This is a genomic window from Sellimonas catena, assembly GCF_027924685.1.
Lineage (GTDB): Bacteria > Bacillota > Clostridia > Lachnospirales > Lachnospiraceae > Sellimonas > Sellimonas catena.
On record NZ_BSBO01000026.1, the window covers coordinates 24,639 to 51,384 of the forward strand.

23 protein-coding genes are annotated in these 26,746 nt (G+C 45.7%); 3 read left to right on the plus strand and 20 right to left on the minus strand.

Annotated elements, in window-relative coordinates; genetic code table 11:
• Positions 1-107 precede the first annotated feature (107 nt).
• From Selli1_RS12370 to Selli1_RS12400, 7 genes are all read right to left on the minus strand, one after another.
• A complete protein-coding gene (locus Selli1_RS12370; RefSeq protein ID WP_087167161.1) occupies positions 108-614 on the minus strand; it encodes a hypothetical protein in 507 nt (168 codons plus the stop codon).
• The gene (locus tag Selli1_RS12375; RefSeq protein WP_087167160.1) at positions 615-1,370 is read right to left on the minus strand and encodes a DUF1700 domain-containing protein; all 756 of its coding nucleotides are present in this window, start codon (positions 1,368-1,370) and stop codon (positions 615-617) included.
• A complete protein-coding gene (locus tag Selli1_RS12380) occupies positions 1,363-1,683 on the minus strand; it encodes a PadR family transcriptional regulator (RefSeq protein WP_087167159.1) in 321 nt (106 codons plus the stop codon). The genes Selli1_RS12375 and Selli1_RS12380 overlap by 8 nt, the downstream gene beginning before the upstream one ends.
• A gap of 120 nt (positions 1,684-1,803) precedes the next feature.
• On the minus strand, positions 1,804-2,442 hold the full coding sequence (locus tag Selli1_RS12385; protein WP_138372567.1) for a DUF4340 domain-containing protein: 639 nt from the start codon (positions 2,440-2,442) through the stop codon (positions 1,804-1,806).
• An 11-nt stretch (positions 2,443-2,453) separates the two neighbouring features.
• The gene (locus tag Selli1_RS12390; RefSeq protein WP_281873138.1) at positions 2,454-3,836 is read right to left on the minus strand and encodes a GldG family protein; all 1,383 of its coding nucleotides are present in this window, start codon (positions 3,834-3,836) and stop codon (positions 2,454-2,456) included.
• 11 nt (positions 3,837-3,847) lie between these two features.
• A complete protein-coding gene (locus Selli1_RS12395) occupies positions 3,848-4,714 on the minus strand; it encodes an ABC transporter permease (RefSeq protein WP_138372569.1) in 867 nt (288 codons plus the stop codon).
• Entirely contained in the window at positions 4,698-5,654 is a 957-nt protein-coding gene (locus tag Selli1_RS12400; RefSeq protein WP_138372570.1) for an ABC transporter ATP-binding protein, read from the minus strand. The genes Selli1_RS12395 and Selli1_RS12400 overlap by 17 nt, the downstream gene beginning before the upstream one ends.
• Positions 5,655-5,817: 163 nt before the next feature.
• On the opposite strand from Selli1_RS12400, the gene Selli1_RS12405 reads away from it, so the two are divergent.
• On the plus strand, positions 5,818-6,489 hold the full coding sequence (locus tag Selli1_RS12405; protein ID WP_207670219.1) for a sugar O-acetyltransferase: 672 nt from the start codon (positions 5,818-5,820) through the stop codon (positions 6,487-6,489).
• Between the two features lie 76 nt (positions 6,490-6,565).
• Here the strand turns inward: Selli1_RS12405 and Selli1_RS12410 are convergent, their stop codons facing one another.
• The 7 genes from Selli1_RS12410 to Selli1_RS12440 all read right to left on the minus strand — a co-directional run bounded on the left by Selli1_RS12410 (position 6,566) and on the right by Selli1_RS12440 (position 17,777).
• Entirely contained in the window at positions 6,566-7,486 is a 921-nt protein-coding gene (locus tag Selli1_RS12410; RefSeq protein WP_138372571.1) for a ribokinase, read from the minus strand.
• A 16-nt stretch (positions 7,487-7,502) separates the two neighbouring features.
• Positions 7,503-9,194 (minus strand): glycoside hydrolase family 2 protein, encoded by a 1,692-nt coding sequence (locus Selli1_RS12415; protein ID WP_087167153.1) that lies wholly within the window; start codon positions 9,192-9,194, stop codon positions 7,503-7,505.
• Complete coding sequence (locus Selli1_RS12420) at positions 9,191-9,628, minus strand: MarR family winged helix-turn-helix transcriptional regulator (protein WP_242960073.1); 438 nt, start codon at positions 9,626-9,628, stop codon at positions 9,191-9,193. The genes Selli1_RS12415 and Selli1_RS12420 overlap by 4 nt, the downstream gene beginning before the upstream one ends.
• A 7-nt stretch (positions 9,629-9,635) precedes the next feature.
• A complete protein-coding gene (locus Selli1_RS12425; protein ID WP_138372573.1) occupies positions 9,636-11,489 on the minus strand; it encodes an ABC transporter ATP-binding protein in 1,854 nt (617 codons plus the stop codon).
• Positions 11,489-13,213, minus strand: a complete 1,725-nt coding sequence (locus Selli1_RS12430) for an ABC transporter ATP-binding protein (protein WP_347563036.1) — start codon at positions 13,211-13,213, stop codon at positions 11,489-11,491. Before Selli1_RS12430 ends, Selli1_RS12425 begins: the two co-directional genes overlap by 1 nt.
• Positions 13,214-13,341: 128 nt before the next feature.
• Positions 13,342-13,956 (minus strand): DedA family protein, encoded by a 615-nt coding sequence (locus Selli1_RS12435; RefSeq protein WP_118635507.1) that lies wholly within the window; start codon positions 13,954-13,956, stop codon positions 13,342-13,344.
• A gap of 158 nt (positions 13,957-14,114) precedes the next feature.
• On the minus strand, positions 14,115-17,777 hold the full coding sequence (locus Selli1_RS12440; RefSeq protein ID WP_281844448.1) for a hypothetical protein: 3,663 nt from the start codon (positions 17,775-17,777) through the stop codon (positions 14,115-14,117).
• Between the two features lie 244 nt (positions 17,778-18,021).
• Between Selli1_RS12440 and Selli1_RS12445 the strand changes: the two genes are divergently transcribed.
• Both Selli1_RS12445 and glgD read left to right on the plus strand, forming a co-directional pair.
• On the plus strand, positions 18,022-19,161 hold the full coding sequence (locus Selli1_RS12445; protein WP_087255339.1) for a glucose-1-phosphate adenylyltransferase: 1,140 nt from the start codon (positions 18,022-18,024) through the stop codon (positions 19,159-19,161).
• A 1-nt stretch (position 19,162) separates the two neighbouring features.
• The gene (gene glgD / locus Selli1_RS12450; protein ID WP_281873142.1) at positions 19,163-20,278 is read left to right on the plus strand and encodes a glucose-1-phosphate adenylyltransferase subunit GlgD; all 1,116 of its coding nucleotides are present in this window, start codon (positions 19,163-19,165) and stop codon (positions 20,276-20,278) included.
• Between the two features lie 51 nt (positions 20,279-20,329).
• Here glgD and Selli1_RS12455 read toward each other — a convergent pair whose 3' ends face one another.
• From Selli1_RS12455 to Selli1_RS12480, 6 genes are all read right to left on the minus strand, one after another.
• Positions 20,330-21,418, minus strand: a complete 1,089-nt coding sequence (locus Selli1_RS12455; protein WP_281873144.1) for a hypothetical protein — start codon at positions 21,416-21,418, stop codon at positions 20,330-20,332.
• A gap of 174 nt (positions 21,419-21,592) precedes the next feature.
• Positions 21,593-22,513, minus strand: a complete 921-nt coding sequence (gene glsA, locus Selli1_RS12460; protein WP_087167144.1) for a glutaminase A — start codon at positions 22,511-22,513, stop codon at positions 21,593-21,595.
• A 20-nt stretch (positions 22,514-22,533) separates the two neighbouring features.
• Positions 22,534-22,659, minus strand: a complete 126-nt coding sequence (locus Selli1_RS12465) for a hypothetical protein (protein WP_281844446.1) — start codon at positions 22,657-22,659, stop codon at positions 22,534-22,536.
• Positions 22,643-24,676 (minus strand): polyphosphate kinase 1, encoded by a 2,034-nt coding sequence (gene ppk1, locus Selli1_RS12470; RefSeq protein WP_138372578.1) that lies wholly within the window; start codon positions 24,674-24,676, stop codon positions 22,643-22,645. Before ppk1 ends, Selli1_RS12465 begins: the two co-directional genes overlap by 17 nt.
• Positions 24,677-25,095: 419 nt before the next feature.
• Positions 25,096-25,377, minus strand: a complete 282-nt coding sequence (locus tag Selli1_RS12475) for a CD3324 family protein (protein WP_087167141.1) — start codon at positions 25,375-25,377, stop codon at positions 25,096-25,098.
• Complete coding sequence (locus Selli1_RS12480) at positions 25,367-26,395, minus strand: hypothetical protein (protein WP_138372579.1); 1,029 nt, start codon at positions 26,393-26,395, stop codon at positions 25,367-25,369. Before Selli1_RS12480 ends, Selli1_RS12475 begins: the two co-directional genes overlap by 11 nt.
• Positions 26,396-26,746 lie beyond the last annotated feature (351 nt).

The window sequence follows — 26,746 nt, forward strand, 5'->3', positions numbered from 1 at the left end:
ATTTTACGTAGATTTTACCTGAATTTTACATTTTCTTTCCCATGAACCTGCTTCCAGAGAAAAAAATTCAAAAAGTAAAGACCGGAAAAACTCTTTCCGGCCTTGTTTTACCATATTTCAATTTCCTCCCGGTCTTTCGGGTTCAGGTACAGATCGATGGACTCAATATCCTTCTGCCTGTAGCTTCCAATCTTATGTTCTTTCAGATCATCCAGAATGATGTCCCTGAACTCCATCACATCCCGCACTTCATCATAATTGATATACGGGAAATAAAATCCGAGTGTTTCGGCATCCTCCTGCCACGCTTCCGGCGCAACCCGCTTTTTGTTGTACTCAATACTGTAGTGCAGTGTGTTTTCCGGTACGGAGTCATCCCAGACAAGATTCAGATACGGCTGTCCGTAATCCATATATACATCCACTGTACCTCCGTCAGATGGCGGCGTAAAGCTCATCTCTCCTTCCATCACTGTCATCTCCGTCTCCCCGACAGTTCTCTCCCCTGCATAGTCCAGAGAAAAGAATTCCACGCATCCGATTCCTGCACCGATTCCGCTGATCAGTACCCCGCCCGCAAATATTCCGGCAAGTAATTTCCGATACTGCTTCATCTATAACACCTCCCCTGTCTGTTCTGCCTTCCTCTCACCCTCCGGTTTTTTTCTGTACTTTTTTCGAAGTCCGAATGTCAGAAGTCCGAGGGATGCCCCTGAAGCTGCTGCTCCAAAGCAGAAAATCTCCGCCCCAAGAAGCGGATATCCGGAAAACACCAGAGTCAGCAGGGCTCCAAAAGCAAACAGACTGACAGCCGCCATTCCCATCAGAAAGCAGGTAACAAGTATCCAGCTCAGATTCCAGATCAGAACGCAGCAATTGTGAAGCAGACGCCTGGACGTACTCCAGACCGGAATCTCCGTACTTTTCCTCCACAGGCTCTTTTTCTCCTGTCTGCCTTCTTTCTCTTCACTGCCTTCCGTCCTCTGTTTGGATTTTCCGGAAAAAGCTCTCCATTTTCCAGCTATTGTATCTTTCATTTTCCGGATCTTTTCCAGAATTTTCCCGAAAAACGCAGCCGCCTTTCCCGCCAGTTTTCTGCTCCCCTCAGAAACTTTTTCCATGTCCGGAGTACGGATCACGATCCCCTTTGTCTTTTCTTCAAATTTCGGATCCACGTGATATGCCTCCAGAATTTCGGCTGCCAGCTCTGCGATATTACCAAAATCGCTGATCGCCTCTTCTTCGCTGAGCCCGCTTTTCATCTTCAGATCAATGTGCTGCGCATACTCATCAATAATATCTTCCTGTTCCCTTTCATCCAGCACTCTTAAATGATCTCTTAATTCTTTTAAAAACCCTTCTTTATTCATGCTTTCCCTCCTTTAGGAAACGGCACACCCGTTCCTGAAACTCATTCCATTCTGCCTCAAGCTGATCACGGTGGAGAATCCCTGCCGCAGTCAAATGATAATACTTTCTGGGCGGTCCTTCTGTGGACTCACGCAGATAGGTTTCAAAATAATGTTCGTTTGTCAATCGTTTCAGGAGCGGGTAAATGGTCCCTTCATTTACGTCAATGACCTTGGATACTTCTGTCACCAGTTCGTATCCGTACATGTCACGGTTCCGGACTGATTCCAAAACAATCAGCTCCAGAACTCCTTTTTTAAACTGTGGATTCATTCCATCACTCCTCCTGTTATTATACTATACCCACTACTTGATTATGTCAAGTACTGGATGAAAATTAATAGCGGGCAGTCTGCTGCTGCCCGCTGTTCACCTTAGACAAAGGTCGGTCTTCTATTCGGCGGCCGAACCGCTCTCTGTATCTGTGCTTTCCTCTCCGGATGTACTGTCATCCGAAGAACTGTCGTCTGCAGAAGCATCATCCTCTGTAGATTCTGTCTCCTCTTCTTCTTTCAGATTATCCGTGTTCATCTCCAGTACATTCGGAAGGGAAGAGGATACCGTATACACATTTTCCTTGTCCCCTGTTGTCATGTAATAATCGGAGTCTGCTCCGTCTCCGATATAAATGGTTTCTGTTGTGCCATCTTCTCCTGTCACGGTAATGGTATAAGCAGGGGAATCCAGTCCATAGCTTTCCAGAGAATCCGGATCCTCAATCTGCCGCTCAGCCTGTACATCGGATACTGTATCCGCGATATTCTCAATGGTATCCTGCACAAGAGCCGTCTCCGTATCATCTTTCAGATGCCAGGTATCGTCTTCTTTTACAAGAGATACGCTGCTTCCGTCTTCGGAAGAGTAAGTGATCTCCACCGGATTTTCAATGTCCACCACATGGATCTTCTCCGCTTCGGCTTTGGCCTGTTCTGCTTCCTTCTGACTCTGATTGTAGCTTCTAAGTGCAAAGTAAACAATACAAAGTACAAGAAGTACTGCCAGAAGTATGATAAGTCCTTTTTTCTGTTTCATCTGTCCACTCCCTATGCTTTTCTACGTTTCATCCAGATCACAAATCCTCCGATCAGAACAACCGCCGGCACACCAAAGATCAGCGCTGTACTGATAGAACCTGCATGCTGCACGGTGTTCAACTCTACAGACAGGCTCTTCGCCTTGATGGAAAGATTTTCAACATCGTCAAAATTGTTCATAACGAGATTGAGGAAGAGTCTCGAATTATCCAGATTGGAAAAATACTCCGTAATCTGGGAATTGATCATGCTTTCCGAAGCAATCACGGTCAGCTTCGCGTCATCTTCCTCCGCGACAGCTGCGAGAGTATATTCTCCCTGTGTCTGTGCCTCTTCCGTCACTGCGTATCCTTCTGAGGATGTCGTCATCACCTGTGTCACAGAAAGCGTATCTCTTAAATCTTCCTGTACGGTAAATCCGGCTGAATTTACAAGCAGTACCATATCGCTTTCCAGACCGTCTCCCAGATCTCCCGATGCTGAGATTTCCGGGAAGATATAATAGTAATTACCCTGGTAGCACCGCTGCATATCCGCAATGTAGCCGTCCGTTTTTGTCATTCCGTACTGTTCCATAAACGCGTTCAGATTCGGCGTCTCCGTGGAAGCATCACCCATCACATAGATGACCTTTCCTCCTTCTGACATATAATTCAGAAGCATCGTTTCCTCCTGCTCGGAAATATCGCTCGTCGGCGCATCGATCAGGATCAGGTCGCAGTCTGAAGGGATCTCTTCTACCATCAGAAGATTCAGTTCTTCCGTTGTCACACTGGATTTCTCCAGTTCATCGCTCAGAGAAGTGGATAATGTCGTCTCGCCGTGTCCGGTTGTATAGTAGATTTTCTTCGACACATCCGTTGTAATCTGATTGATCGCACTTGTCAGCTGACCGTCCGCATCAAACTCCGAATCAGACGCAGACCCTGTCGTATAGTAGGAGCTGTAGTCCTGCACAATAATATCCGTAAACAGAACTGTAGCGGATTTTCCGGTCTCCTCGCAGGAAACGACAATGGAATTGGACTGTGCATCTTCATTCTCCTGAAGAGCCTGCGGATTATCCACCGGATTGATCCATTCTACACTGATCTTGTCAGTCAGTGCGGTATATCGTTCCAGGAATGTTTTGATTCTCTCGTCTGTAGATGATTTGTCTGCATATACCGTAAACTTGATATCGTATTCCAGATCTTTCAAAAGATTTCTGGATGTCTTGGAAATTCCGTAAATGTTTTTATTGCTGACATCAACCTGTCTGAATTTCTCAGGGAGCTGCCCGACAATCAGATTGGTGACAACTGCGATCACGATGACAACCGCAATCATACCCACACTGTAAAATCCATAGCGGGTCTGAAGACTTCGGAATTTTTTCAGCAATTTCTTCATGTCTTACCCTCCTAACTGAATCTTCTTTTCTGTATTGACTGAACGGTCAGGAATAAAAACACCCCGATCAGAGTCAGATACATCACAACCCCGCCGATGTCCAGAAGATTATTTTCCGCGACACTCGTAAACGTTGAAACAAGCGCAAACTTTTCAAAGATTGTGGAAAGAATTCCTTCATATAAAGAAGAGTCTACAACATAGATCACAATAAGAACAATCGTACCGATTCCTTCAATTCCGACACTCAGCAGACCGTTTTTGGTCATATTGTAAACAAACAAAACGCAGAGGGTCAGCATCATCCAGATTCCTGCCATCCCTCCAAATGCGGAAGACGGAAGGAAGCTTAACAGTCCATCCCACAGATAAATCACCATCAGGACACCAAATGTTCCGATGGCCGCAATAATCTGGCTCTCCGTCATGGCTGAGATAAAACTTCCGATGGCAATATATACACATCCAAGAAGGAAGAATACAAGAATCGATGTATAATCATTCTTAAAATATGCCGTCCCCTGTGTACTGATAATCAGCGGATACGCACAGAACAGTACGCAAGGAATCAGAAATACCGTCACCATGGCAAAATATTTTCCCATTACCATCTTGCCCACGCTTACCGGGGAGGTCAACAGCAGCTGGTCGGTCCGGCTTCTCCTTTCCCCGGAAAAGCTTCGCATCGTAAGAATCGGAACCGCCACAAGAAAAATAAACATGACCCCTTCCAGCGAATAGGAAAAATACGGATATCCGCTGTTTAAATTGTATGCCATGAAGTAGATGCCTGTCATAAAGGTCAGAAAGGCGATGAAAATACTCCCCGTCATGGAGTAAAAATACGATTTAAACTCACGCTTATAGATTGCCAGCATGTGGACGCCCTCCTTCCTGGGTCAGCTGAAGGAAGATGTCCTCCAGTGTGTTCTGTTTTCTGTACATGGAGATCAACGCGCTGTCTTCTCTTGCAAAGGCACGGAAAATCTCCTCCCGGATGTCAACATCCTCTTTTGTCTCAATGACCGCCCTGGTGATTCCAGGATCGGACGTCAGATAGCTGACTTTCTGAATTCCCGGAATCCGTGAGAGAATCTCTTCGGTTTTTTCCGGAAGCAGTCTTGTCTCGATCTCGGTCGGCGCATTCCCTGAAAATTTCTTTTCCAGGTTTTCCGGCGTATCACTTGCCACCAGTTTCCCCTGGGAAATAATGATGATGTAATCGCACACTTCCCGGATCTCCGCAAGAATATGGGAGCTTAAAATGACCGTATGATCTTTTGCAAGCTCCCTGATTAACTCTCTGATTTCGATGATCTGTTTCGGATCCAGACCGACTGTCGGCTCATCCAGAATAATTGTCTCAGGGAATCCAAGCACTGCCTGCGCCAGACCCACTCTCTGGCGGTATCCTTTGGACAAATTCTTAATCAGCCTTTCTCTCACATCATAAATCCTGACCATCTTCATTATTTTTTTGACTTCAGCCTTTCTGTCCGCCTTTTTTACCTTTTTCAGCTCCGCCGCGAACATCAGATACTCCTGCACTTTCATGTCCATATAAAGCGGCGGCATCTCCGGGAGATATCCGACAGATTTTTTCGCCAGTTCCGGCTCTTTTAAAATATCATGGCCGTTGATCAGAACTTCCCCTTCGGTTGCTCCGAGATATCCGGTCATGATATTCATGGTTGTGGACTTTCCGGCTCCGTTTGGCCCAAGCAGCCCATAGATATGTCCCTTCTCTATTCGAAAGTTCAGATGATCCACAGCAGTATGGCTGCCGTATTTTTTCACTAATCCGTTGACTTCGATCAATGTGCTTCCCTCCTCTGTTTTAGTCTATGCAATACCTTATCAGGAAATTGTGTCTATTCTGTGCCAAAACTGTGATGAAAAAAAGAAACACCGTCCTTGCCACCGGCACCGGAATATACTATAGTAGAGGATAGCAGCGGAAAAAAGGAGGAGGAAACACAGCATGGAATATGCAGAGGATTTACAGATGGACTCTCAGGAGTCCGCAAAAAGAATGGAGGAAGGACGTCTTTACCTTCCGTCCGACCCTGAAATTATGAAAAAACAGTTTGACTGTCTGGAAAAGCTGTATGATTATAATCAGACAAGACCGCACGACCAGGAACTGAGAGCCAGAATGCTCAAAGATATGTTTGCCGAATTGGGCGAGGGATGCTATATCGAACCTCCGCTTCGTTCCAACTGGGGTGGATATCATACCCATTTTGGAGATCATGTCTACGCCAACTTCAATCTGACTCTTGTTGACGACGGACATATTTATATCGGCAGCAAGACCATGATCGGACCGAATGTCACCATCGCGACCGCAGGTCATCCGGTGGAACCGAATCTCCGGTATCTGGAGATGCAGTACAACATGGACGTACATATCGGAAAGAATGTATGGATCGGCGCAGGATGTGTCATCCTTCCGGGTGTGACCATCGGGGACAATACAGTTATCGGAGCCGGCAGCATTGTCACAAAGGACATCCCGGCCGGAGTAGTAGCTGTAGGAAATCCATGCCGGGTACTGCGTGAAGTAGGAGAACACGACCGGGAATACTATTACCGTGACCGGAAAATCGATGTACCGATCCCGGATGTGCTTTCCAAACCTGACAAGGACTGATCTTCAGAAACTGTTTCTATTGCACAAAAAGAGCTTTGCGCGGCCCTTTCTCCGGGCGTTGCAAAGCTCTTTTCTTCTACTCTTCTGTCTCATGTTTCTGTGGTCTTTCAAAATCCAGATCAATTTCCCTGACCTCCTGTTTTGTCGGGATCGACGCAGCCGCTCCAGGTCTTGTGACCGCAATGGCCGCCGCTCTGGAGGCCACGATCAGGCATTCTCTTACATCCATCCCGGATACCAGTCCGGCGATAAAATATCCGGTAAACGTATCTCCTGCTCCGGTCGTATCGGTCACCGGTACATGGAAGCTGTCCTGGAAAAACCGTCTCGATGCATCCTGATACACACATCCGTCTCCGCCAAGCGTCATCACAATCCCGGCCTTCGGATACAGTTCGGACAAAGTATCCAGAATTTCCCCCAGCTCTTCTTTTCCTGTCATCTGCGCGCCTTCAATCTCATTGACAAGGAAGAGGTTTACTTTGCCAAGATCACAGAATTTAAGCTGCTCATTATACGGGGACGGATTCAGGATGATCCGCATCTTCTTTCTGCTGGCCGCTTCGATGACATAATCTACGAGATTGATCTCGTTCTGCACAAGTACGATATCCTCCTCGCTGAAATCCGCCAGCACTTCATCGATATAATTTTTGGTAAATTTCCGGTTTGCTCCTCCATACAGAAGAATGCAGTTCTGTCCGCTCTCATCCACCTGAATGATCGTATGTCCCGATGGTCCCGGAACTTTCCATATATAATGCGTATGAATATTTTCCTTCCTGCAAAGATCCACCAGCATCTCTCCGTCTTCTCCGATCATTCCGGCATGGTGGACTTCCAGTCCTGCCCTTGCAAGGGCAATCGACTGATTCAGCCCTTTACCGCCGCAGAAAATCTTTCGCTCCGCTGTATCCAGTGTCTCCCCCGGCTCCACAATATGGTCCACCGTGTAGGTATAATCCAGATTCAGCGATCCAAAGTTGATGATTCTCATCGGTCCGTTCCTCCTTCTAATCCTTGATTTTTAATACTTCCCTGTCATAGGTCCACAGCCCGTTTACTTCTTCTTCAATATCCGACAGCTGCGTGTAGACAGCCGCGCACAGCCCTTTTCGCTCCAGATTTCTGACTTCTTTCCAGATTTTTTCATAGGCATGGCACAGGCTCTTCTTCCCCGGGAAAATCCGGTATCCGTATATTGCCGGGCACGCACTGTGCCCTTTTTCTCTCATGGAAAATCCTCCAAATTCCGACAGAATGGAAGCCCGCTCTTTCTCCGTCTTCACTTTCAGCCGGAAGAAATAGTTGTGGGTACTCCGCACATCCCCGCATCTCTGGTCGAACCAGCCGCTGGCCGCATCTACCAGACGGGTCGGATCCAGACGTTTCAATTCCTTTGTAAGCCTTTTTGTATCAAACTGTCCCCATCCTTCGTTAAACAGCGTCCAAAGGACGATGGACGGATGCCCATAGAGTGTGCGTACTGTCTGTCTCATCTCATGTTCAAACTCTGCCCGGCCTTTTTCACTCTTTCTGGACAGAAGCCGTCTTACCTTGTCCGTGACCGTAATGTGCCAGATACTCATGGCAGTCGCCCCGTAAGTCACATACCAGTGATGGTACGCTTCTCCTCCGTTAACCATATCCTGCCACACCAGCATTCCCAGACGGTCGCAGTGATAGTACCAGCGCTGTGGCTCGATTTTGCAGTGCTTCCTGAGCATGTTATAGCCGAGATTTTTCGCCTGACTGATATCAAAAATCATCGCCTCATCGGACGGCGCTGTATAAAGCCCGTCCGGCCAGTACCCCTGATCCAGAAGTCCTCTCTGGAACAGAATCTCGTGGTTCAGGCAGATCCTTGGAATGCCTTTCGGATCCTTTTCCACCGTGATGCAACGCATCGCAAAGTAGCTTTTCACCTTGTCTTTTCCCATCCGTACTTCAAACTCATACAGATATGGATCCCACGGTGTCCAGCTCCGCTTTTCCCTTAACCGGATCCGGACAGGTTCATTCGTTCCGGCCTCACAGACTCTTCCCTCCAGAATAATCCTTGCCTTCTTTGCCACATTGGCAAATACGGTAATCTCCACTTCCCCGGTGTCATAAAACGGCCGGCACTTGATCTCTTCAATATAATTATGCGGCACTGCCTCCATCCATACTGTCTGCCAGATTCCGCTCTGAGCCGTATAGAACATACCGCCTTTTTGAATTTTCTGCTTGCCCTTCGCATGCCAGCTCTGGTCCGATATATCGCGTACCCGGACGCAGAGGTCATTCTCCCCTTCTTTCAGATACCGCGTAACATCAACGGTAAAGGGAAGATATCCTCCTTTATGACAGCCGGCGCGCCTTCCATTTATATACACGACACACATCTGATCGACTGCGCCAAAATGCAGCAGAATCCGTTCTCCCGACTGCGCCGGATTTTCAAACGTCCGGTGATACCAGAGTGTTTCCTCCGGGCGGAGTCTCCGCTTCACACCGGACAGAACACTCTCCGGCGAAAACGGGACAAGAATCTTTCCTTCGAAGGAGGCAGGCGGACGCTTCCCGGATTCCCGGCAGATCCGGTAATCCCAGTATCCGTTCAGGTTAATATAGCTTTTTCGGCGCATCAGAGGTCTTGGATACTCTGAAAGGACATGCTCCGTATCCAGGTCTTTTCCCCATCTTGTATAAAGCGTTTTCATTTTGTCTGTTCTCCTTTCAGACTTTCTTCCATCTTCTGAAGCTGACGGTAAAAAGTTTCCAGCTCTTCCTCGTCAAACGCTTCCCACCAGATCTCATCCCCTTTTTCAAAAATCTCCTTCACCTGCTCCGCCTTTTCCCTGCCCTCTTCGGTCAGACTGATCAGACAGGATCTGCGGCAGGACGGATCGATCTCCTTTCTCAGAAGCCCCGCTTTTACAAGCCGGTCCACCGTTCTGGAAATCGTCGTGACATCCACAAAACACCGGTCTGCAAGTTCTCTTTGTGTCATAGTACCATATTTTCTGAGAGAATTCAAAATTCTTGGCTGTCCCTGCCCTACTTTCAGGCCGATTTCCTGAAAATACGGCCGAAGCGCTGCCCTCCTGGCAGCATTTATCTGAAACCATAGTTCTCTGATCTTACTTTTTTCCATTTTCCATCTACTCCAGTTCAAACTGTCCTGTATAAAGCTGATAATAACGGCCTTTCTGTTCCAGAAGTTCCTCGTGATTTCCCCGCTCAATGATCTCTCCTTTTTCCAGTACCATAATCGCCTTGGAATTGCGTACCGTAGAAAGGCGGTGGGCGATGACGAACACGGTCCGCCCTTCCATGATGGCATCCATTCCCTTTTCAATCAGACGCTCGGTTCTCGTATCGATGGAACTGGTTGCCTCATCCAGTACAAGAACCGGCGGCTTGACGGCCGCTGCACGCGCAATGGAAAGGAGCTGCCTCTGGCCCTGGGAAAGGTTGCTGCCGTCCCCGTAAAGCATCGTGTCATATCCTTTCGGGAGCTTCCGGATAAAAGAATCCGCATTGGCGATCCTTGCCGCGTCCCGGACTTCCTCATCCGTGATTTCCTGATCTCCATACCTGATATTGTCTGCGATCGTTCCAGTAAACAGGTGGGTATCCTGAATGACCATTGCAAGAGATCTTCGCAGGTCATCTTTCCGGATCTTGCGGATGTCAATCCCGTCATACGTGATCATTCCGCTCTCGATCTCATAAAACCGGTTGATCAGATTGACAATCGTCGTCTTTCCCGCTCCGGTCGATCCCACAAAGGCAATCTTCTGTCCCGGTTTTGCATAGAGCGAAATTCCATTCAGAATCCGTTTATTCGGCACATAGGAAAATACGACATTGTCAAAACGCACATCGCCTTTCAGCGGTGTGAGCACCACCTGATCTTCCTTCTCTTCCCGCCATGCGTATTCTCCCGTCTTCTCTTCACATTCCACCAGAACATCCCCTTCTCTTCTTACATTGCAGAGGGTGATGGTTCCTTCATCAATCTCCGGTTCTTCCTCCATCATCTGGAAAATCCGCTCCGCACCGGAAAGGGCCGCCAGCAGGAAATTCACCTGCTGTGTAAACTGGTTCATCGGCATGGCGCTCTGGCGCACATAGACGAGATAGGAAGAAAGGCTGCCGATATCCAATAGTCCGGACAGGGCAAAGAGCCCGCCCACACAGGCCGAAACCGCATAATTCACGAAGGAAAGGCTTACAATTGTCGGCACCATCATTCCGGCAAAAGTCAGGGCATTCGTCGATTCCCTCCGGAGATTTTCATTCATCTCACAGAACTTCTTGAAATCAGCCTTCTCGTGGTTGAACACTTTCTCCACTTTCTGGCCCGCCGCCATCTCTTCTACAAATCCATTGATCTTTCCGATCTCCTCCTGCTGCCTTGTAAAGTATTTCCGGCTTCTGCTGCCGTTAAACTTGATAAAGGCAGCCATCAAAAGCAGAAAAACCACGACAATCAGCGTCAGCCGTACACTTAATACCAGCATCATGGTAATCGTTCCCGCCAGCATAAGGAAACTCTGAATCAGCATGGCGAAGCTGCTGTTCATCGCCTCCTGCACTGTGTCTACGTCATTGGTGAACCGGCTCATCAGCTCTCCGTGAGTATGGGCATCATAATATTTCAGTGGAAGCTTCTGCACGTGGGCAAAAAGATCCTGCCGGATTTCCTTGATGACCTTCTGTGCCGTGATGACCATCAGCTGGTTGTAGCCAAATGTTGCCGTCACACCGCACAGGTAAAGGACGGCCATACCCGCTACCGCCGCCAGAAGTCCTTTCACATCCCCCGGAAGAATAAATTCATTGATAACCGGTTTCAGCAGATACGTCCCCAGAATATTGGCTCCGGTACTGATCAGCACAAGCACCGCCACCAGAAGGAACATCCACTTGTGTCCGCCAAGATAGTGCATCAGATGCCCCATTGTCCGCTTCAGATCTTTTGGTCTTTTATATCCCAGATATCTTGCCATTAAAGCTCCGCTCCTTCCTTTTGAGATTCATAAATTTCCTGATAGATTTCATTTCTTTCCAGAAGTTCTTCGTGGGTACCGATATCCGACACCTTCCCGTCATCCAGAATCAGGATCTGGTCTGCATGACGCACAGAGGAAATCCTCTGGGCGATGATGATCTTCGTCATCTCCGGAAGTTCCTCTTTTAACATCGTCCGGATTTTCGCCTCGGTTGCCGTGTCCACAGCACTCGTTGAATCATCCAGTATCAGTACTTTCGGCCGCTTCAGAATCGCCCGTGCGATACAAAGCCGCTGCTTCTGTCCGCCTGACACATTGACACCGCCCTGCCCCATTTCCGTCTCATAACCGTCTGCAAGCCGGTCGATAAACTCATCCGCACAGGCAATACGGCAGGCCTGTTCAATCTCTTCCATCGTGGCATCTTCCTTGCCCCACCGCAGATTTTCTATCAAGGTGCCGGAAAAAAGCGTATTCTTCTGAAGCACCACGGCAATTGCGTCCCGCAGATGCTCCACCTTGTATTTTTTCACCGGAATTCCATCGATCCGGACCTCCCCTTTTGTCGCATCATAAAGACGAGGAATCAGCTGAATCAGCGTTGATTTCGCTGAACCGGTCTGACCGATAATTCCAAACGTACTGCCTGCCGGGATTTTCAAAGACACATCCGACAGAATATATTCCGGTGCGTCCTTTCTATATTGAAAGTAAACATGGTCAAACTCAACCTCGCCGCGCTCTACCTCGTGGTCTTCCGCTTCCCGGTCGGTAATATCCACTTTTTCATCAATGATCTCCAGAATACGGCTTCCCGATGCCATGGAACGGGTCATCATCAGAAACACATTGGAAATCATCATCAGAGAATTCAAAATCTGCATAACATAGCTTAGAAAACCTGTCAGCTCCCCGACCTGCATTCCGCCGACCTGAATCATCCTGCCACCAAACCAGATGAGGCTCAGAATCGTGCCGTACATCACAATCTGCATGGCCGGCATATTCAGCGCCGCCAGACGGAACGCTTTTTCCGACTGGGTTTTCAGATTCCTGTTTACCTCATCAAACTTCTCCGTCTCGTATTCCCCTTTGACGTACGCTTTCACCACCCGAATCGCCGTCAGGTTTTCCTGAATAATCCGGTTTACCAGATCAATAGCCGTCTGCATCTTCGTATACAACGGCTGAACATGACTCACAATAGAAAACAGAAGCACCGCCAGAATCGGAAGCGCTACAAGAAACACAAGTGCAAGCTTCCCATTGATGGAAAATGCGACCGCCGTTGCAGCTACAAGCATTACAGGCCCACGGCAGAAAGGCCGAAGTCCCGTAGATACCGAATTCTGGATATTGGTCACATCACTTGTCAGCCTCGTCACGATCGACGACACCCTGAAATGATCAATATTCGCAAACGAAAATCCCTGAAGACTCTCATATTCCGCTTTCCTCAGCTCCGCTCCAAGCCCCTGGCCGGCAAGAGCCGAAAACCGCGAACTTCCGATCCCCAGAAACAATGCAAGCAACGCGCAGATAACCATCTGACCCCCCTTCATATAAATATAATGCCTGTCCCCGTTCACCACACCGACATCAATCAGGTCCGCCATAATCAGCGGCACAATGAGTTCAAACAACGATTCCGCCGTCACGCACAAAATCGCCAACAGAGCATACTTCTTATACTTCCCCATATAAGAAAAAATTCTCCTCAGCACATCCCACACCTCCAAATACTTGTATATACAACTATTGTATGCTCATCATTCACCAATGTCAATATCGGGAACGTAACATTGGGGACGTGTTCCGATGCACCGGAACCTGTCCCCAATGAAAAAAATCAGTCTTTTTTCTTTGTTGTGCTTAATTTGGATGCAATAAAGTAGATGGCTGCAGCCGCAATCAGTGTGATGATAGCTGCCTGATATTGATCAAAGATCTGTGTGATTTTGTACCAGGAGCTTCCGGCCTTTTTCCCGAGACCGAGAAGAAGCAGATTCCAGATTCCGCTTCCGATGGCTGTGTAGCACAGAAATTGAGCAAAGGGCATTCTGGTCATGCCTGCCGGTATGGAGATGAGGCTTCGTATGACAGGTACGCATCTTCCAAGGAGGACCGCTTTGTTTTCGTGCCTGTCAAACCATTTCAGTGTCTTTTTGATGTCTCCTTCTTTGAAGCCTGCTTTCCTGATCAATCTGTTTGACAGAACATGATCCAGCCGGTCCAGTGATATGATCCTCCCTGCCCAGTACAGAATCACCGCCCCTGCCAGTGATCCTGCCGTCGCTGCGATGAGCATCCCCTGTAGATTCAGTTCTGTATGTTCCGTCAGAAATCCGCCAAACGACAGCACTGCTTCGGACGGAATCGGTGGAAAAAGGTTTTCGATCATAATCAGCAGGAACATTCCGAAATATCCGTATTCCGACAAAAGCTCAAGCAAGTGTAATTCCATTTTTCTTCCTCCCGGTTCACATGGCTATATGACACTTTATCGGTTTTTCTTTTATTTTATGCGTTGTCCTGCTCGATTTGTTATTTCAGACCGTAAAAGACCGCCGCAGGATTGGGGGCTTCCTTCTCCTTGCGGCGGTTTTTTCAATTTACCTTATATTATTTTGCAGATCCTCTTTTTTTCACGATCACCGCGCCTGCAATGACTACAACAGCTGCTCCCATCACAATCAGAAGTGTTACAGTCGGAGCGCTGTCTCCTGTTTTGACAACGTCTGCTCCTGACTGTCTCTGAGTGGTTCCTTCATTTCCGGAGGTATTGGATGCTCCGGTCTGTCCGTCACCATTGCTGATGTACTGCTGATCAGCAAGCACAACCACATAGTCGGATGCATGACTGAATGTCAGAGATACATTTCCGCTTTCTGCTACTTTTCCACTGTTGATGTATACCAGTTTTCCATCACTGTCATAATAGTAAAGATTTCCGAATTTTCCTGCATACTGGCTTCCTACATTGAGTGTCAGTTTTGCCTGGAATCCGAAGTCTCCCTCATGCGCCAGTGAAAGCTGCATGGTCGGATTGTCCCCTGCAAGTTTCTTTACGACACTGCTTGGAATTGCATCAGTATTCATGGTTACCTTCATGTCAATGTCTTTCAGATCAGAAGCTTTAATGTCTTTTCCGTTGATTGTCCATGTATAGGATCCCATGTTGAGCTGAATATTCACATCTTTACCCTTTGCGGCTTCCAGAATTTCCTTGGAAAGAACAGTTGCGTCTTTCATATCTACCTGTACTGTTGAACTAGCGGAAGTTCCTTCAATTTCCTGCACAACAGAGTCCACGGTATCTGCCGGAATTTCTGTACCCGGATTCGACGGTTCCTCCGGTTTGGAAGGCTCTTCCGGATTAGATGGCTCTTCCGGATCTACTGGTTTTTCCGGATCAGTCGGCTCTTCCGGATCTACCGGTTTTTCCGGGTCGGATGGATCTGTTGCTGTCTTTTCTCCATATCCGCGATATGTAATATCAAAGTTTACCGTCAACTTATTATCTTCCGGCCATGCATACTGATCAATCCATGTCACGCTGTCATATCCTTCAAACTTTGTCGGAAGTGTAATTGTCTCTCCCGGCTCTGCTACGATACAGTATACATAATCATAATCTTGACTTTCATCATCATAATTCCAGTCAATATATTCTTCTCCTTCAAAAATATCGTCAATGAGGAACCGAACCAGATAATTGCTGTAATCAGCGTAACCGGTTATTTCCTTATCACTTCCCTGTACTGTTCCTTCCGGAATATATACATTCCATTCCTTAAATTTTAAACCTTCATAAGACTCTGGTTTTTCCGGTATATATTCCTTAAAAACATCTTGATAACTGGTTCCCTTATCGACAACAGCGTCCTCCTCTATTCTTACGTATAACCCCTTTTCATCTACATATTGAACCAAGATTGGAACAACTGCTTTTTCTCCATAATCTGCGTACATTGTGATATGCAGAATTTCACCCGGTGATACTGAAATTTGCTGATCCTCAGGATAATTTTCTAAATACCACTCTGAGAGACTAAATTTTTCCATCTTTAACTGATCCGATAGATTGGACGGACTGTAATTTTGAGCGGCTTTATACAGATCACCATAGGTATCTCCCTGCTCACAAGTTAAAATCTGGGTCGCTGTTTCCCACTTTTCCTTGTCATTCAGATAACCATAGGATACCATACATACATTTTTGTCGTAAACAGCTTTCAAAGTTACAGAGGTTGTCTGCTCAATTATTTCATTGTCATCCTCACTGTTTAAAGAAGAATTCCATTTCTGGAACGTGAGCCCCTGATAAATATCCTGCGGTCCTGGCATTCCTGCTATATATTCGTTTAATTCACCATATGTCAAATCCTGCTGGAACATCACAAGTTCACGCTCGGAAGATTTCTCTGTTCCATCCTGTCCAATATATTCTTTCCAAAAGTAAACCGGTGTCTTATTATACTTTGCATAGACAGTCATATAAGAAATTTCTTCTGTTACCAATGTATTTTCATCTACTGGATTCCCATAGCGATCTACCCATGTTACCTGCTTAGCCCCATTGAAAGTATTATTTGCTTCTGGAATTTCAATTCCTGCTTCCTTAAAAGTAGCACGTTTTTCCAGATTATCCTTTTCGACCTCACTTACGTTTTTCCAATATCCATCCTCACCTATAGCCATAAAAGAGATGCGCCCGTCATACGTTTGATTTACAAACGTATTCTGATTCATTACCTGAACATAATATGGATCCGCAGAATAGAAATCTGGTCTGTACTTTGTAACATCAGCTGAATTTCCAGCCTGATCTCTCATCGTTACAGTACTGAGATACCACTCGCAAGGATATGTGTTCTCATCTATTACAAATTCACCAATCCATGCATCAGCTTCCTCATTATACTGAAGGTCAACATAAGTACTGTCATTCACAATATCCTGATCTGCACTCATATAAGCATAGCAGTTATATTCATCCAGACCTACATTATCCGTTGCCTTGATCTTGATTGTTACCTTATCGCCAGCTCTTACAACTTCGCCATTCTTATCTACTTCGATCGAAGTAATAACCGGCTGTTCTTTATCGTTGACAACTTCTTCGGATTCTTCTGTATTGAACCAGTAGTTTTCAGGATGATCTACCTTGAATTCCGCCATATCTCCTGAACGGGAAAATCCAACCTGATCCAGGACCCATTTTCCGCCACTCGGATTATAAATCTGCGTGTTTCCTTCATACTTTCCAGTCTCCGGATTCAACTGCATCCAAATATTGATCGTAGAATATCCATTTTCGTTTTTAAAAATCACATTTACGTTACCCGGATCTTCTGTAATAGCCGGATCTGTCTCAAAGGATACAGATACCGTATCCTCACTTTTTAAAGTCTTGCCCTGCTGATCCAGAACAAAATTTTTCACTGTATAGTTCACATCATCTTTTTGGAAAGAAAATGTATACTTCTCATTGGCAGTTCCCTCTTCTGTCGATGCCCATGTCACATAATTGTCGGAATTGTCAATTACACGAATATCTGTAATATATCCGCTGTCTGTATTAACATTTTCCAGAGAATATTCTCCTACATACCGTTTATTTGTCTCATCGTATGTAAACTCCATGCTATACCAGTCGCTTCCCGACTCAGTCTTCAGAACCACATCTGCTTCCACCTGTCGGATTCCGCTGTCCGCATCATACGCATATACATAAAACTTCAACGTATCTTTCGTCGTCAGTGTCTGTCCCTGCTGCGGAAACTCAACTTTCTCAATCACCGGTTTTGTCGTGTCGTACTGTCCGTCTTTTGCTTCCTCTGTCGTCTCTGTTGTCTCATCAGCATCTGCTGCCGCTTTTGCCGCATCCGCTTCTGTTTCTTTTTCCGCAGTCTCCGGCTCTGCCTCAGCTTCTTCTTTCTGTACTTCCGCACTTTCCTTTGTCTGCTGTGCTTTTTCACTGTCCGTCTGCGTCTCCGTGTTCTGCATTTCTTCCGGCTGTGCCTTAGTGCCTGGCTCGGCCTCCGGTTTTATCTCCGCACCCGGGTCTGCTTCCGGTTTTGTCTCTGTGCCTGTCTCAGCTTCCGGCTGTGTCTCCGTGCTCTGCACTTCCGCCGTCTGCGTCTCTGTGCTCTGTGTGGTCTGTTCCTGTGCAGTCTGCTGCGGTTCTTCTGCCAGAACATTTGGAACGCACAACGATGCGGTAATTGCTGCCGCCGTCAGAAGAGCCCCCGCTCTCCTTGCCCATAATTTTCTTTTTCTCACGGTTTTCTGCCTCCTCATTTTCTGCTTTCCAGTAAAACTCTCGAAGTCCCATTCATAGTCATTATATCTCCTCTATTTTCCTTCCACAAGGAAACCTGCACAAATAATCGGAGTGGACAGCCTTTTGGACAGTATTTTTTCATAACTCTTTTATATTTTTTCCATTTATTTGCACAAAATTATGGAAAGAATTCCAATAAAATTGTATAATAGTTGCAGAGCAAAAGAAAAGGGAGGACTCACAATGAAGCAAAACAGTATGTTAGCAATGATTTTAGCTGGTGGGAGAGGTACCCGTCTGCATGAGCTTACCACAAAAGTAGCAAAACCTGCCGTTTCATACGGTGGAAAATACCGTATCATCGATTTCCCTTTAAGCAACTGTGCAAACAGCGGCATTGATACTGTAGGAGTTTTAACTCAGTACGAATCCATTCTTCTGAACAGCTACGTTGCAGCAGGTCGTCGCTGGGGACTTGATGCAAAAAACAGCGGTGTTTATGTACTGCCGCCTCGTGAAAAAGCTGATGCGAACCTGGATGTTTACAGGGGAACCGCTGATGCGATTTCACAGAACATCGATTTTATCGACTCTTTTTCTCCGGAGTATCTCCTGATCCTTTCCGGAGACCACATCTACAAGATGAACTATGCAAAGATGCTGGCTTACCACAAAGAATGCAATGCCGACGCGACCATCGCCGTAATCGAAGTTCCATTAAAAGAAGCCAGCCGTTTCGGTATCATGAATACAGACGAGACCGGACGTATCTACGAATTTGAAGAGAAACCGGAGCATCCGAAGAGCACGCTTGCTTCCATGGGAATCTATATCTTTAACTGGAAGCTTCTACGCAAAATGCTGATCGCCGATGCGAAAGATCCGGATTCCAACCACGATTTCGGAAAGGATATTATTCCTCAGCTTCTTGCTGACGAGAAGCGTCTGTACGCTTATAAATTCAAGGGCTACTGGAAAGATGTCGGAACTATCGATTCTCTTTGGGAAGCAAATATGGATCTTCTTGACGCTCACAATGAACTTGATCTGAACGATTCTTCCTGGAAGATCTATACCGAAGACGCAACCACTCTCCCTCATTATGTAGGTCCTGATGCAGATATTCAGCGTGCATTCATTACACAGGGTTGTATAATCGACGGAACAGTTAAAAACTCTGTTCTGTTTACAGGTGCACGTATCGGTGCCGGTGCCAAAGTGATCGACAGTGTTCTCATGCCGGATGCAGAAGTCGCAGAAGGTGCGACTGTTGTCCGCTCTCTTGTAGCAGACGGTGTTAAAATCGGAAAAGATGCTGTTGTCGGAAGTGCTGACAGCGAACACATCGAATTAGTGGCGAAAAACGTAAAGGGGGCTGAATAATATGAGCAGAGCATTTGGAATTGTAAATTTTGCCGGAAATCATATCGGGGTTGACGGAATGACTGTATACCGTCCGATCGGAGCATTCTCCTTCCTTGGAAGATACCGCGTCATTGATTTTCCGATTTCAAACATGACAAACAGCGGAATTGACCACATTCATGTATATATCAGAAGAAAACCTCGTTCACTGGTAGAACATCTTGGAACAGGCCGTCACTACAACCTGAACTCCAAGAGAGGAAAACTTCTCACACTGTTCTCTGAATACAACGGTGAAAATGATGTTTACAACACAGATATCGCAGCATATCGTGAAAATCTGGAATGTATCGAAAACACTCCGTATCCATATGTGATCCTTGCGCCAAGCTACATGGTTTATTCCCAGAATTTCGACACTCTGCTTCAGAATCACATTGATTCCGGAGCCGATATTACATTGCTCTATCACACAGTAGATACCGCAAAAGACGAGTTTTTAAAATGCGATATTCTGACTCTGAACAAACAAAAAGGTGTGCTCTCTATCGAGCCGAACAACGGAAACGCAAAAAACCGCAACATCTTCATGGATACCTATGTTATGAAGAAAGAGCTTTTCCTTGAACTGATTGCAAAAGCGAAAAAGCTCTCCTCCATTTACACCTTGTCTCAGATCGTTAATTTTGAGTGCGGCGAACTGGATGTACGCGGAGTTTCCCATCATGGATTTTTTGCTTCTATTACAGACTTCAAGAGTTACTACAATGCAAATATCAATCTGATCGATTTCAAAGCGGCACAGAATCTCTTTGAAAAGAACTGGCCGATTTATACAAGAACAAACGATTCCTGCCCGACACAGTACTTCGAGACAGCTTCTGTAAAGAATTCCGTTGTCTCCAACGGCTGTCTGATCGAAGGAACCGTTGAGAATTCCGTAATCGGACGTGGCTGCGTAGTGAAGAAAGGCGCCGTTGTAAGAAACAGCGTGATCCTTCCTGGCGCATCCATCGGTAAGGATATTACGGTAGAAAATTATGTCGTAGACAAAAATTCCAGTATCCGCCACGTTTCCAATCTGATTGGAACACCTGAGAACCCTGGTTATATCAAACGTGGTGATACCATCTAATTACAAAAATTTCGGGGATGCTTCATGCATCCCCGTTTTTTTATTTCTTAATTATAAAGGATAGGTGAATACAATTGTATCGTTAATGGTGTACCGATAACTGTTCTCTGCTGTCTTTTCTATATCCTTCTTCGTAAATTCTCTTGTTCCATCTGTCTGGAAATATACAGTATCATTGACATTAACTTCAACTGCCCCATTTTGTATCATCCATGCCGATGATGTCAAATTATCTTCTCCTCCTAATATTTCAACATCACCTCGAAGCTGTGTTTCTGTGGATGCCGGCATACCATACGATACATACTCGCCGCTCTCTTTATCCACCAGCATTTCTGTGTAAATCGTAGCTGTCAGAATCAGGTCATCTCCGACATTCTTATCTTTCGTCCGTTCTTCATATACAATATTACAGTCTTCTGCCTTTATTCCGTAGTATGCCAGTAAAAACTTACGCTGGTTTTCTACCTCGGCCGGTGCTTCTTCCACAGGAATACTCTCCTGCTTTGCATAGGCAGAAAGAAAGTCTTCCCGGCTGATTTCTCTTGGTTCATAAATCCGCATCTGCGTTGCCGCCAACTTTTCATCTTCCGTCACCTGAGTGATTTTCCCGTCTGAATCGCGGGTAAATGTAAATCCCGCTTCTTCCTCTCTGCCGCCCTGCATATACTGGACATGGACAGTCTCTGTATATTCACTTCTGTCTTCCAGCGTTATCTCCTTTACCTGGAGCTTGGTTCCCTCTTCCTCTGCCATCAGAAGGAATTTCATAGCCGGGCCTGAAGTGAGAAAATCCTGCATGCCGTTTTCCGTAAAATAGTCCCCGATCTTGTCTTCCCAGTTTTCCATGACAGAGGCATTCTCTCCTGCTGTTTCTCCCGTATTCTCCTGCGCCTGTGTAGTGTCTACTCCTTCTCCCACTGCGGACGGCGTGAACAGAAGATCTGCATTTGGGCCTGTCATCATGGCCTCAATCACTGCTTTCGCTTCCGCGCTGACTTCCTCTTCCTTTACTTCGGTCTTCTTTGGATCCGGCTCTTTCTCTTTCGTCGTCTTCTCCTCAGACTGACATCCAGCCAGAAGAACTGCCATCATTAACGTGAGAGCCCAGATCAGTCTCCATTTCCTTTTGCTCCTCATACTTTTCCCTCCCTTCAAGAGAAAATAGTCTTTCTATTGTTTTAATTATATCATATTTTCATTTTTTTCTATTACTTATTACATGTTTTGCGAATCTTTGTGCGTTTTACACAAAAAGAGCGTCATGCTTTTCACACATCACGCTCTCATTCTTTCTTTCACTTCTTCGATTGTCTAAAACAGCGAGATCCCCATCTTGTTGGACAAGTATTCCAGGATCTTAATGCCCCCGGCACTGTTTCCCTTTTCATCCAGGGCAGGGCCGAATACGCCGATTCCCATCCGGTCTACAAGAGGAACTGCAATTCCTCCACCGACACCACTCTTTGCCGGAAATCCGACTGTCATGGCAAACTCGCCGGAGCCGTCATACATCCCGCATGTCAGCATCAGCGCGCGGATCGCCTTCGCATACTGCGGCTCGATCAGCTCTTCCTGATCCAGCGGATCCACACCATGATTGGCAAGCACCAGACTCATGTACGCAATATCGTGAGCGGTCACATTGACCGAGCACATCCGGAAATAAAAGTCCAGACACTCTTCCACATCACCTTCCAGAATCCCGGATGCTTTCAGATAATAAGCCAGAGCCCGGTTCCGGTCTCCAGTCTCTCTCTCAGACTCGTAAACGGCCTGATTCAGGCTGATTTCCTCGTTGTTGCAGAGTTTCCTCGTAAACTCCAGAAAACGCTCAAATTTCTCATCTGCATCCTTTCCCTTGATACAGCTTGCCACAGTAATGGCTCCCGCATTAATAAACGGATTAAACGGGCGGGTCTTTGTCTCCAGCTTTACAATGGAATTGAACGGGTCTCCGGTCGGCTCCACACCAACCTTCTCATGGAAAAGATGATCCGCTCCACAGTCCCGGATCGCAAGAATCAGCGATACCAGCTTGGAAATACTCTGGATCGTAAACGGAATTCTCGTATCTCCCGCTTCCAGCACATTGCCGTCCAGATCCATTGTGCAGACCCCAAGATAATATTTATTCACATCCCGCAGCTGCGGAATATACTGCGCTGTCATGCCCAGTTTGGTAAATGCTTTCCCATATTGCAGGGCATCCTTCAGAAGCTCTTCTGTCAGCATCACGCCTCTCCCTTCCTTTCTCATCCTGTCATTTCGATAAAATTATCCATAATTTTTCCGTCCATGTCAAGAAGAAAGAAACGCTTCACCGGCTTTTCCGGACTCTGTCCGTACAGCTTCCATAAACCGCTATCTATTGTATGCATCTTCGTACAGACGTTCCTGAGAATTCAAAGGCTCTTCGTCATTATGCACTCTATAGTACATACCGTCCTCATGCATCTCACGCGCTTTCTGATTGTCACGATTCATCGTGTCAAAAATGTATTCCAGCTTTTCCTGAATGGCCGGATCATAAACCGGAGATGCGACTTCCACACGTTTGACTGTATTTCTTGTCATAAAGTCCGCAGATGCTATGTAATATTTTCTCCGTTCCTTCGTACCGAACATATAAATCCGGGAATGTTCCAGGAAACGTCCTACAATGCTGATAATACGAATGTTCTCGGTCTTTCCTTTCACACCTGCCACCAGACAGCAGATTCCACGGATAATCATCTCGATCTTCACGCCCGCGCAGGAAGCCTCAATCAGCTTGTCGATGATCTTCTTGTCTGTCAGGGAGTTCATCTTGATGCCGATGTATGCCGGTTCCCCCTTCTTTGCGTGTTCGATCTCCTCGTCCATCATATCCAGTACCCGGTTCTGCAGACAGTGCGGCGCCACAAGCAGATGCTGCATGTCTTCCACCACTTCCCCTTTTGCAAGGGCGCGGAATACCTTTGCCGCCTCAATACCGATATCGGTATTTGCCGTCATCAGGGAAAGGTCTGTATACAGTCTGGACGTCTTTTCATTATAGTTTCCGGTTCCGATCTGTGTAATGCACTCAAACTGCTTATCTGTCTTTCTTGTGATCAGGCAAAGCTTGGAATGTACCTTATAGCCGTCCAGGCCGTAAATAACCTGGCATCCGGCATTCTCCAGACGGCGGGACCACTCGATATTATTTTCCTCATCAAAGCGGGCGCGGAGTTCCACAAGCACGACGACTTCCTTTCCATTCTCCGCAGCCTCAATGAGCGCCTCAATCACCTTACTCTGCTTTGCAAGACGGTACAGTGTCATCTTGATGGAAACCACGTTCTCATCCTCCGCAGCCTCGGTCAGGAGACGCAAAAACGGCCTGATTGACTCATATGGATAAGAAAGGAGCTTATCTCCCTCTTTAATCTGCTCAATAATGCTTCTTCCATCCTGAAACATCAGCGACTTCTGCGGAGTACGTTTTTCGTAAAACAGACTTTCATTTTTTCTCAGCATATCCTGAATCTGGAATACAAAAGAGAAATCCAGCGGGACTTCGGAATGGAACACATACTTCTCCTCCAGTCCCAGATAATTATCCAGCATCAGCATGCTTCCGATATCCAGATCTCCGGACATCTCAAGCCGGATCGGAGCAAGCTTTCTTCTCTGCTTCATCAGATCCGCCATAAATTCCCGGTAGTCCAGATCCTCATCATAAAGTGCATCCGCATCAATATCGGCATTTCTCGTCACACGGATCAGCGCTTTACCCTGAATCTTGTATCCCGGAAATACCTTGGATACAAAGTGAAGAATCAGATCTTCACCAAGAACATAAGATCCCTTTTCTCCCGGAATCTCAATCATCCTCTGGAAAATATTGCTTGCACACGGTACAATTCCAAGACGGACCTTCTTGCTGCTCTTTGTCGTCAGAGAAACAACCGCATAAATTTCATTATTTTTCAAAAACGGGAACGGCTGTCTCCTGCCGACCACGGTCGGGGAAATCAGCGGAAGAATCTCCGACTGGAAGAATCTTTCCATCTTCTTCTCATCTTCAATCTGATCCATGCGGTACAGACGAACGCCTTCCTTTGCAACTTTTTCAATCAGCTTCTGATATACCTTTTCTTTCCTTTTATTCAGCTTTCTGACCTCTTCAAGTATCGCGTCAATCTGCTCCTGTGAAGACATCTGTGTCTTATTGTCCCTGATATCCTGAGGCAGCAGCGTCTGGTCGTACAGGGAACCAACCCGGACCATAAAAAACTCGTCCAGATTCGTCTGATAAATCGATACGAAAGTGAAACGCTCACAGAGCGGTACGGACTTATCCTCCGCCTCTTCCAGTACCCTTTCATTAAATTTCAGCCACGAAAGCTCTCGATTCATATATTCGCTTCCCATATATTCTATACGCTCCTTCATTCCTTTTCTGCAGTACACTTTTCCTTATCGGCAGTTCCTGTATGGAACGCTGTGAAATACCTTCTTCGCATTCCCATCCACTTTTGTCTCCATGCAATAATAACGAACCACCATATCGTTTTTTATCTGTTTTCTACTGCGCTTTTCTCTTTTCATCATATACCCCTTTTCCTGAAAAATCAATTTATAGTTTCTGTTTGAGTATATAAACTTTACAACAAAAAAAGAATAACATATTGCCCCTGTAATCCGTGTCAAATCTACATTAAATTCATGTAAAACTGTGCTTCTCTTGCGTAAATCCAACGTAAAATCAATGTAAAAAAACAGACGTGGCCATACTACTGTATCTCCTACGTCTGTTTTATAATCCACTGATTTAATGTCTCTTTTCCCCTTTATACCCCGGAATGATCATCACATCTTTTGTATACGATTTTTCTGATGGAATCGGTAGATAATTTAAATTCATCCGCAAGCGAATCTATACTATCTCCATTATGAAATTTATCCCGGATTCTTTCATTCCGTTCCTGATAATAGGTACGGGCCCCTGATACCGCTCCCCATCTTTTCTTTTCCTGCGAACGGGGAATATACACTGTTTCTCCCGACACATATTTTTGCAGTTCTTCAAGTAAATGATCCGGAATAATATCCCGAGCATTTCTATATCTCATGAAGAAATTCCTCCATGCTCTTATACTCGTGTATTTTTCCTCCCCCTTCTGTAATAATAGTTCGCATTTTCTCTTCCAGATGATCTGCATAGTCAGCAAATTCATTTAATCGATTCACATTATAATGTTCCATAAGCCCCATTCTCTTTATTCCAAAATCATCACATACAATGTTCAACTCTTGCTGAAGCAAAATTCCCCACATATAGGTCTTAACCGGATCATTCCTTCTGGAATAATATCGAATACGCAGCCATGTATAGGATAATTCCGCATACCAGTCAGCCAGCATCTGAAAGTCCGTATTGTAATTTAAACTATCTTTATCGACAGTACTTTCCTTTTCCAGAAACTCCCGTACAACGCACACTGCCTCATGGCACAACTTTCTTTGAACTTCCACATCAGACTCATCAATTACATTACGATATAACTCAAGAAATCTCTTTGGGACTTTTTTCATATCGGTAAGTTCTTCGATCTGATCGGTCTGAGATTTTCTAAAATATTGATGATTAGAAAAAGCTATCGCCTGAGCCAGATAATCCAATACATAACCTGCGCACATTTTCGCATCGCTTATCGCAGCAAACATCATTTCCGCAAAAATATTCTTTGCTTTTTCATAAGAACTCAAAGCACACTGCCTCATTTTCTCCGGATTTGAAAGATTTTCTGCCTGACGTCTTTTTAATTGTCTAAAACGTTCAGCATCTTCTTCTGTTCTGGCATACAGAATTTCTCCATCTGCAAGACAAGTTATATTATATTCTTCCAACTCAGCAAATTTTTCCAATCTCGCCCAGTCAATTCCCCAGATATCAAACCCTACCCCTTCCAGAATAAAGGTACGCCCAAAACGATATCCTCTTTCTGTAATCGGGACAAAATAGCTGACTGCCTTTACCTGATCATCTATTCTTAGTGTCGTATGAGAAACAACCAGTGCTATATCTTCCGGATATTCATTCTTTACCGCATCAATTACCCATTGTGTCACAAATTCTCTGTTTTCCATATTCCTCTTACCTCCTGCTTATTTTCCGGTTAACCGTTAATGTAATTATACAAGATGCTATTATTCAAATGATACATAAGAAATAAATGTAGAAATTCTTTCCTCTGAATAGCAATTGATGCTGAAACTTGATTATATCTTTACTATACTTTACTAGTTTTTAATCACCCTGTCATAAAGCTGCAATGAAATAGCTGAAAAACAGAAAACACAGTAAAAAACTTCTATGACACATCTCATACGAATTCTAATCTGGCAGAAAAGAACCACACTAATAATTGGAAAATGACTAAATTAAACAAAGGGAAAAAATATATGAAATACTATAGAACACAAAATAAAAAAGCCCGC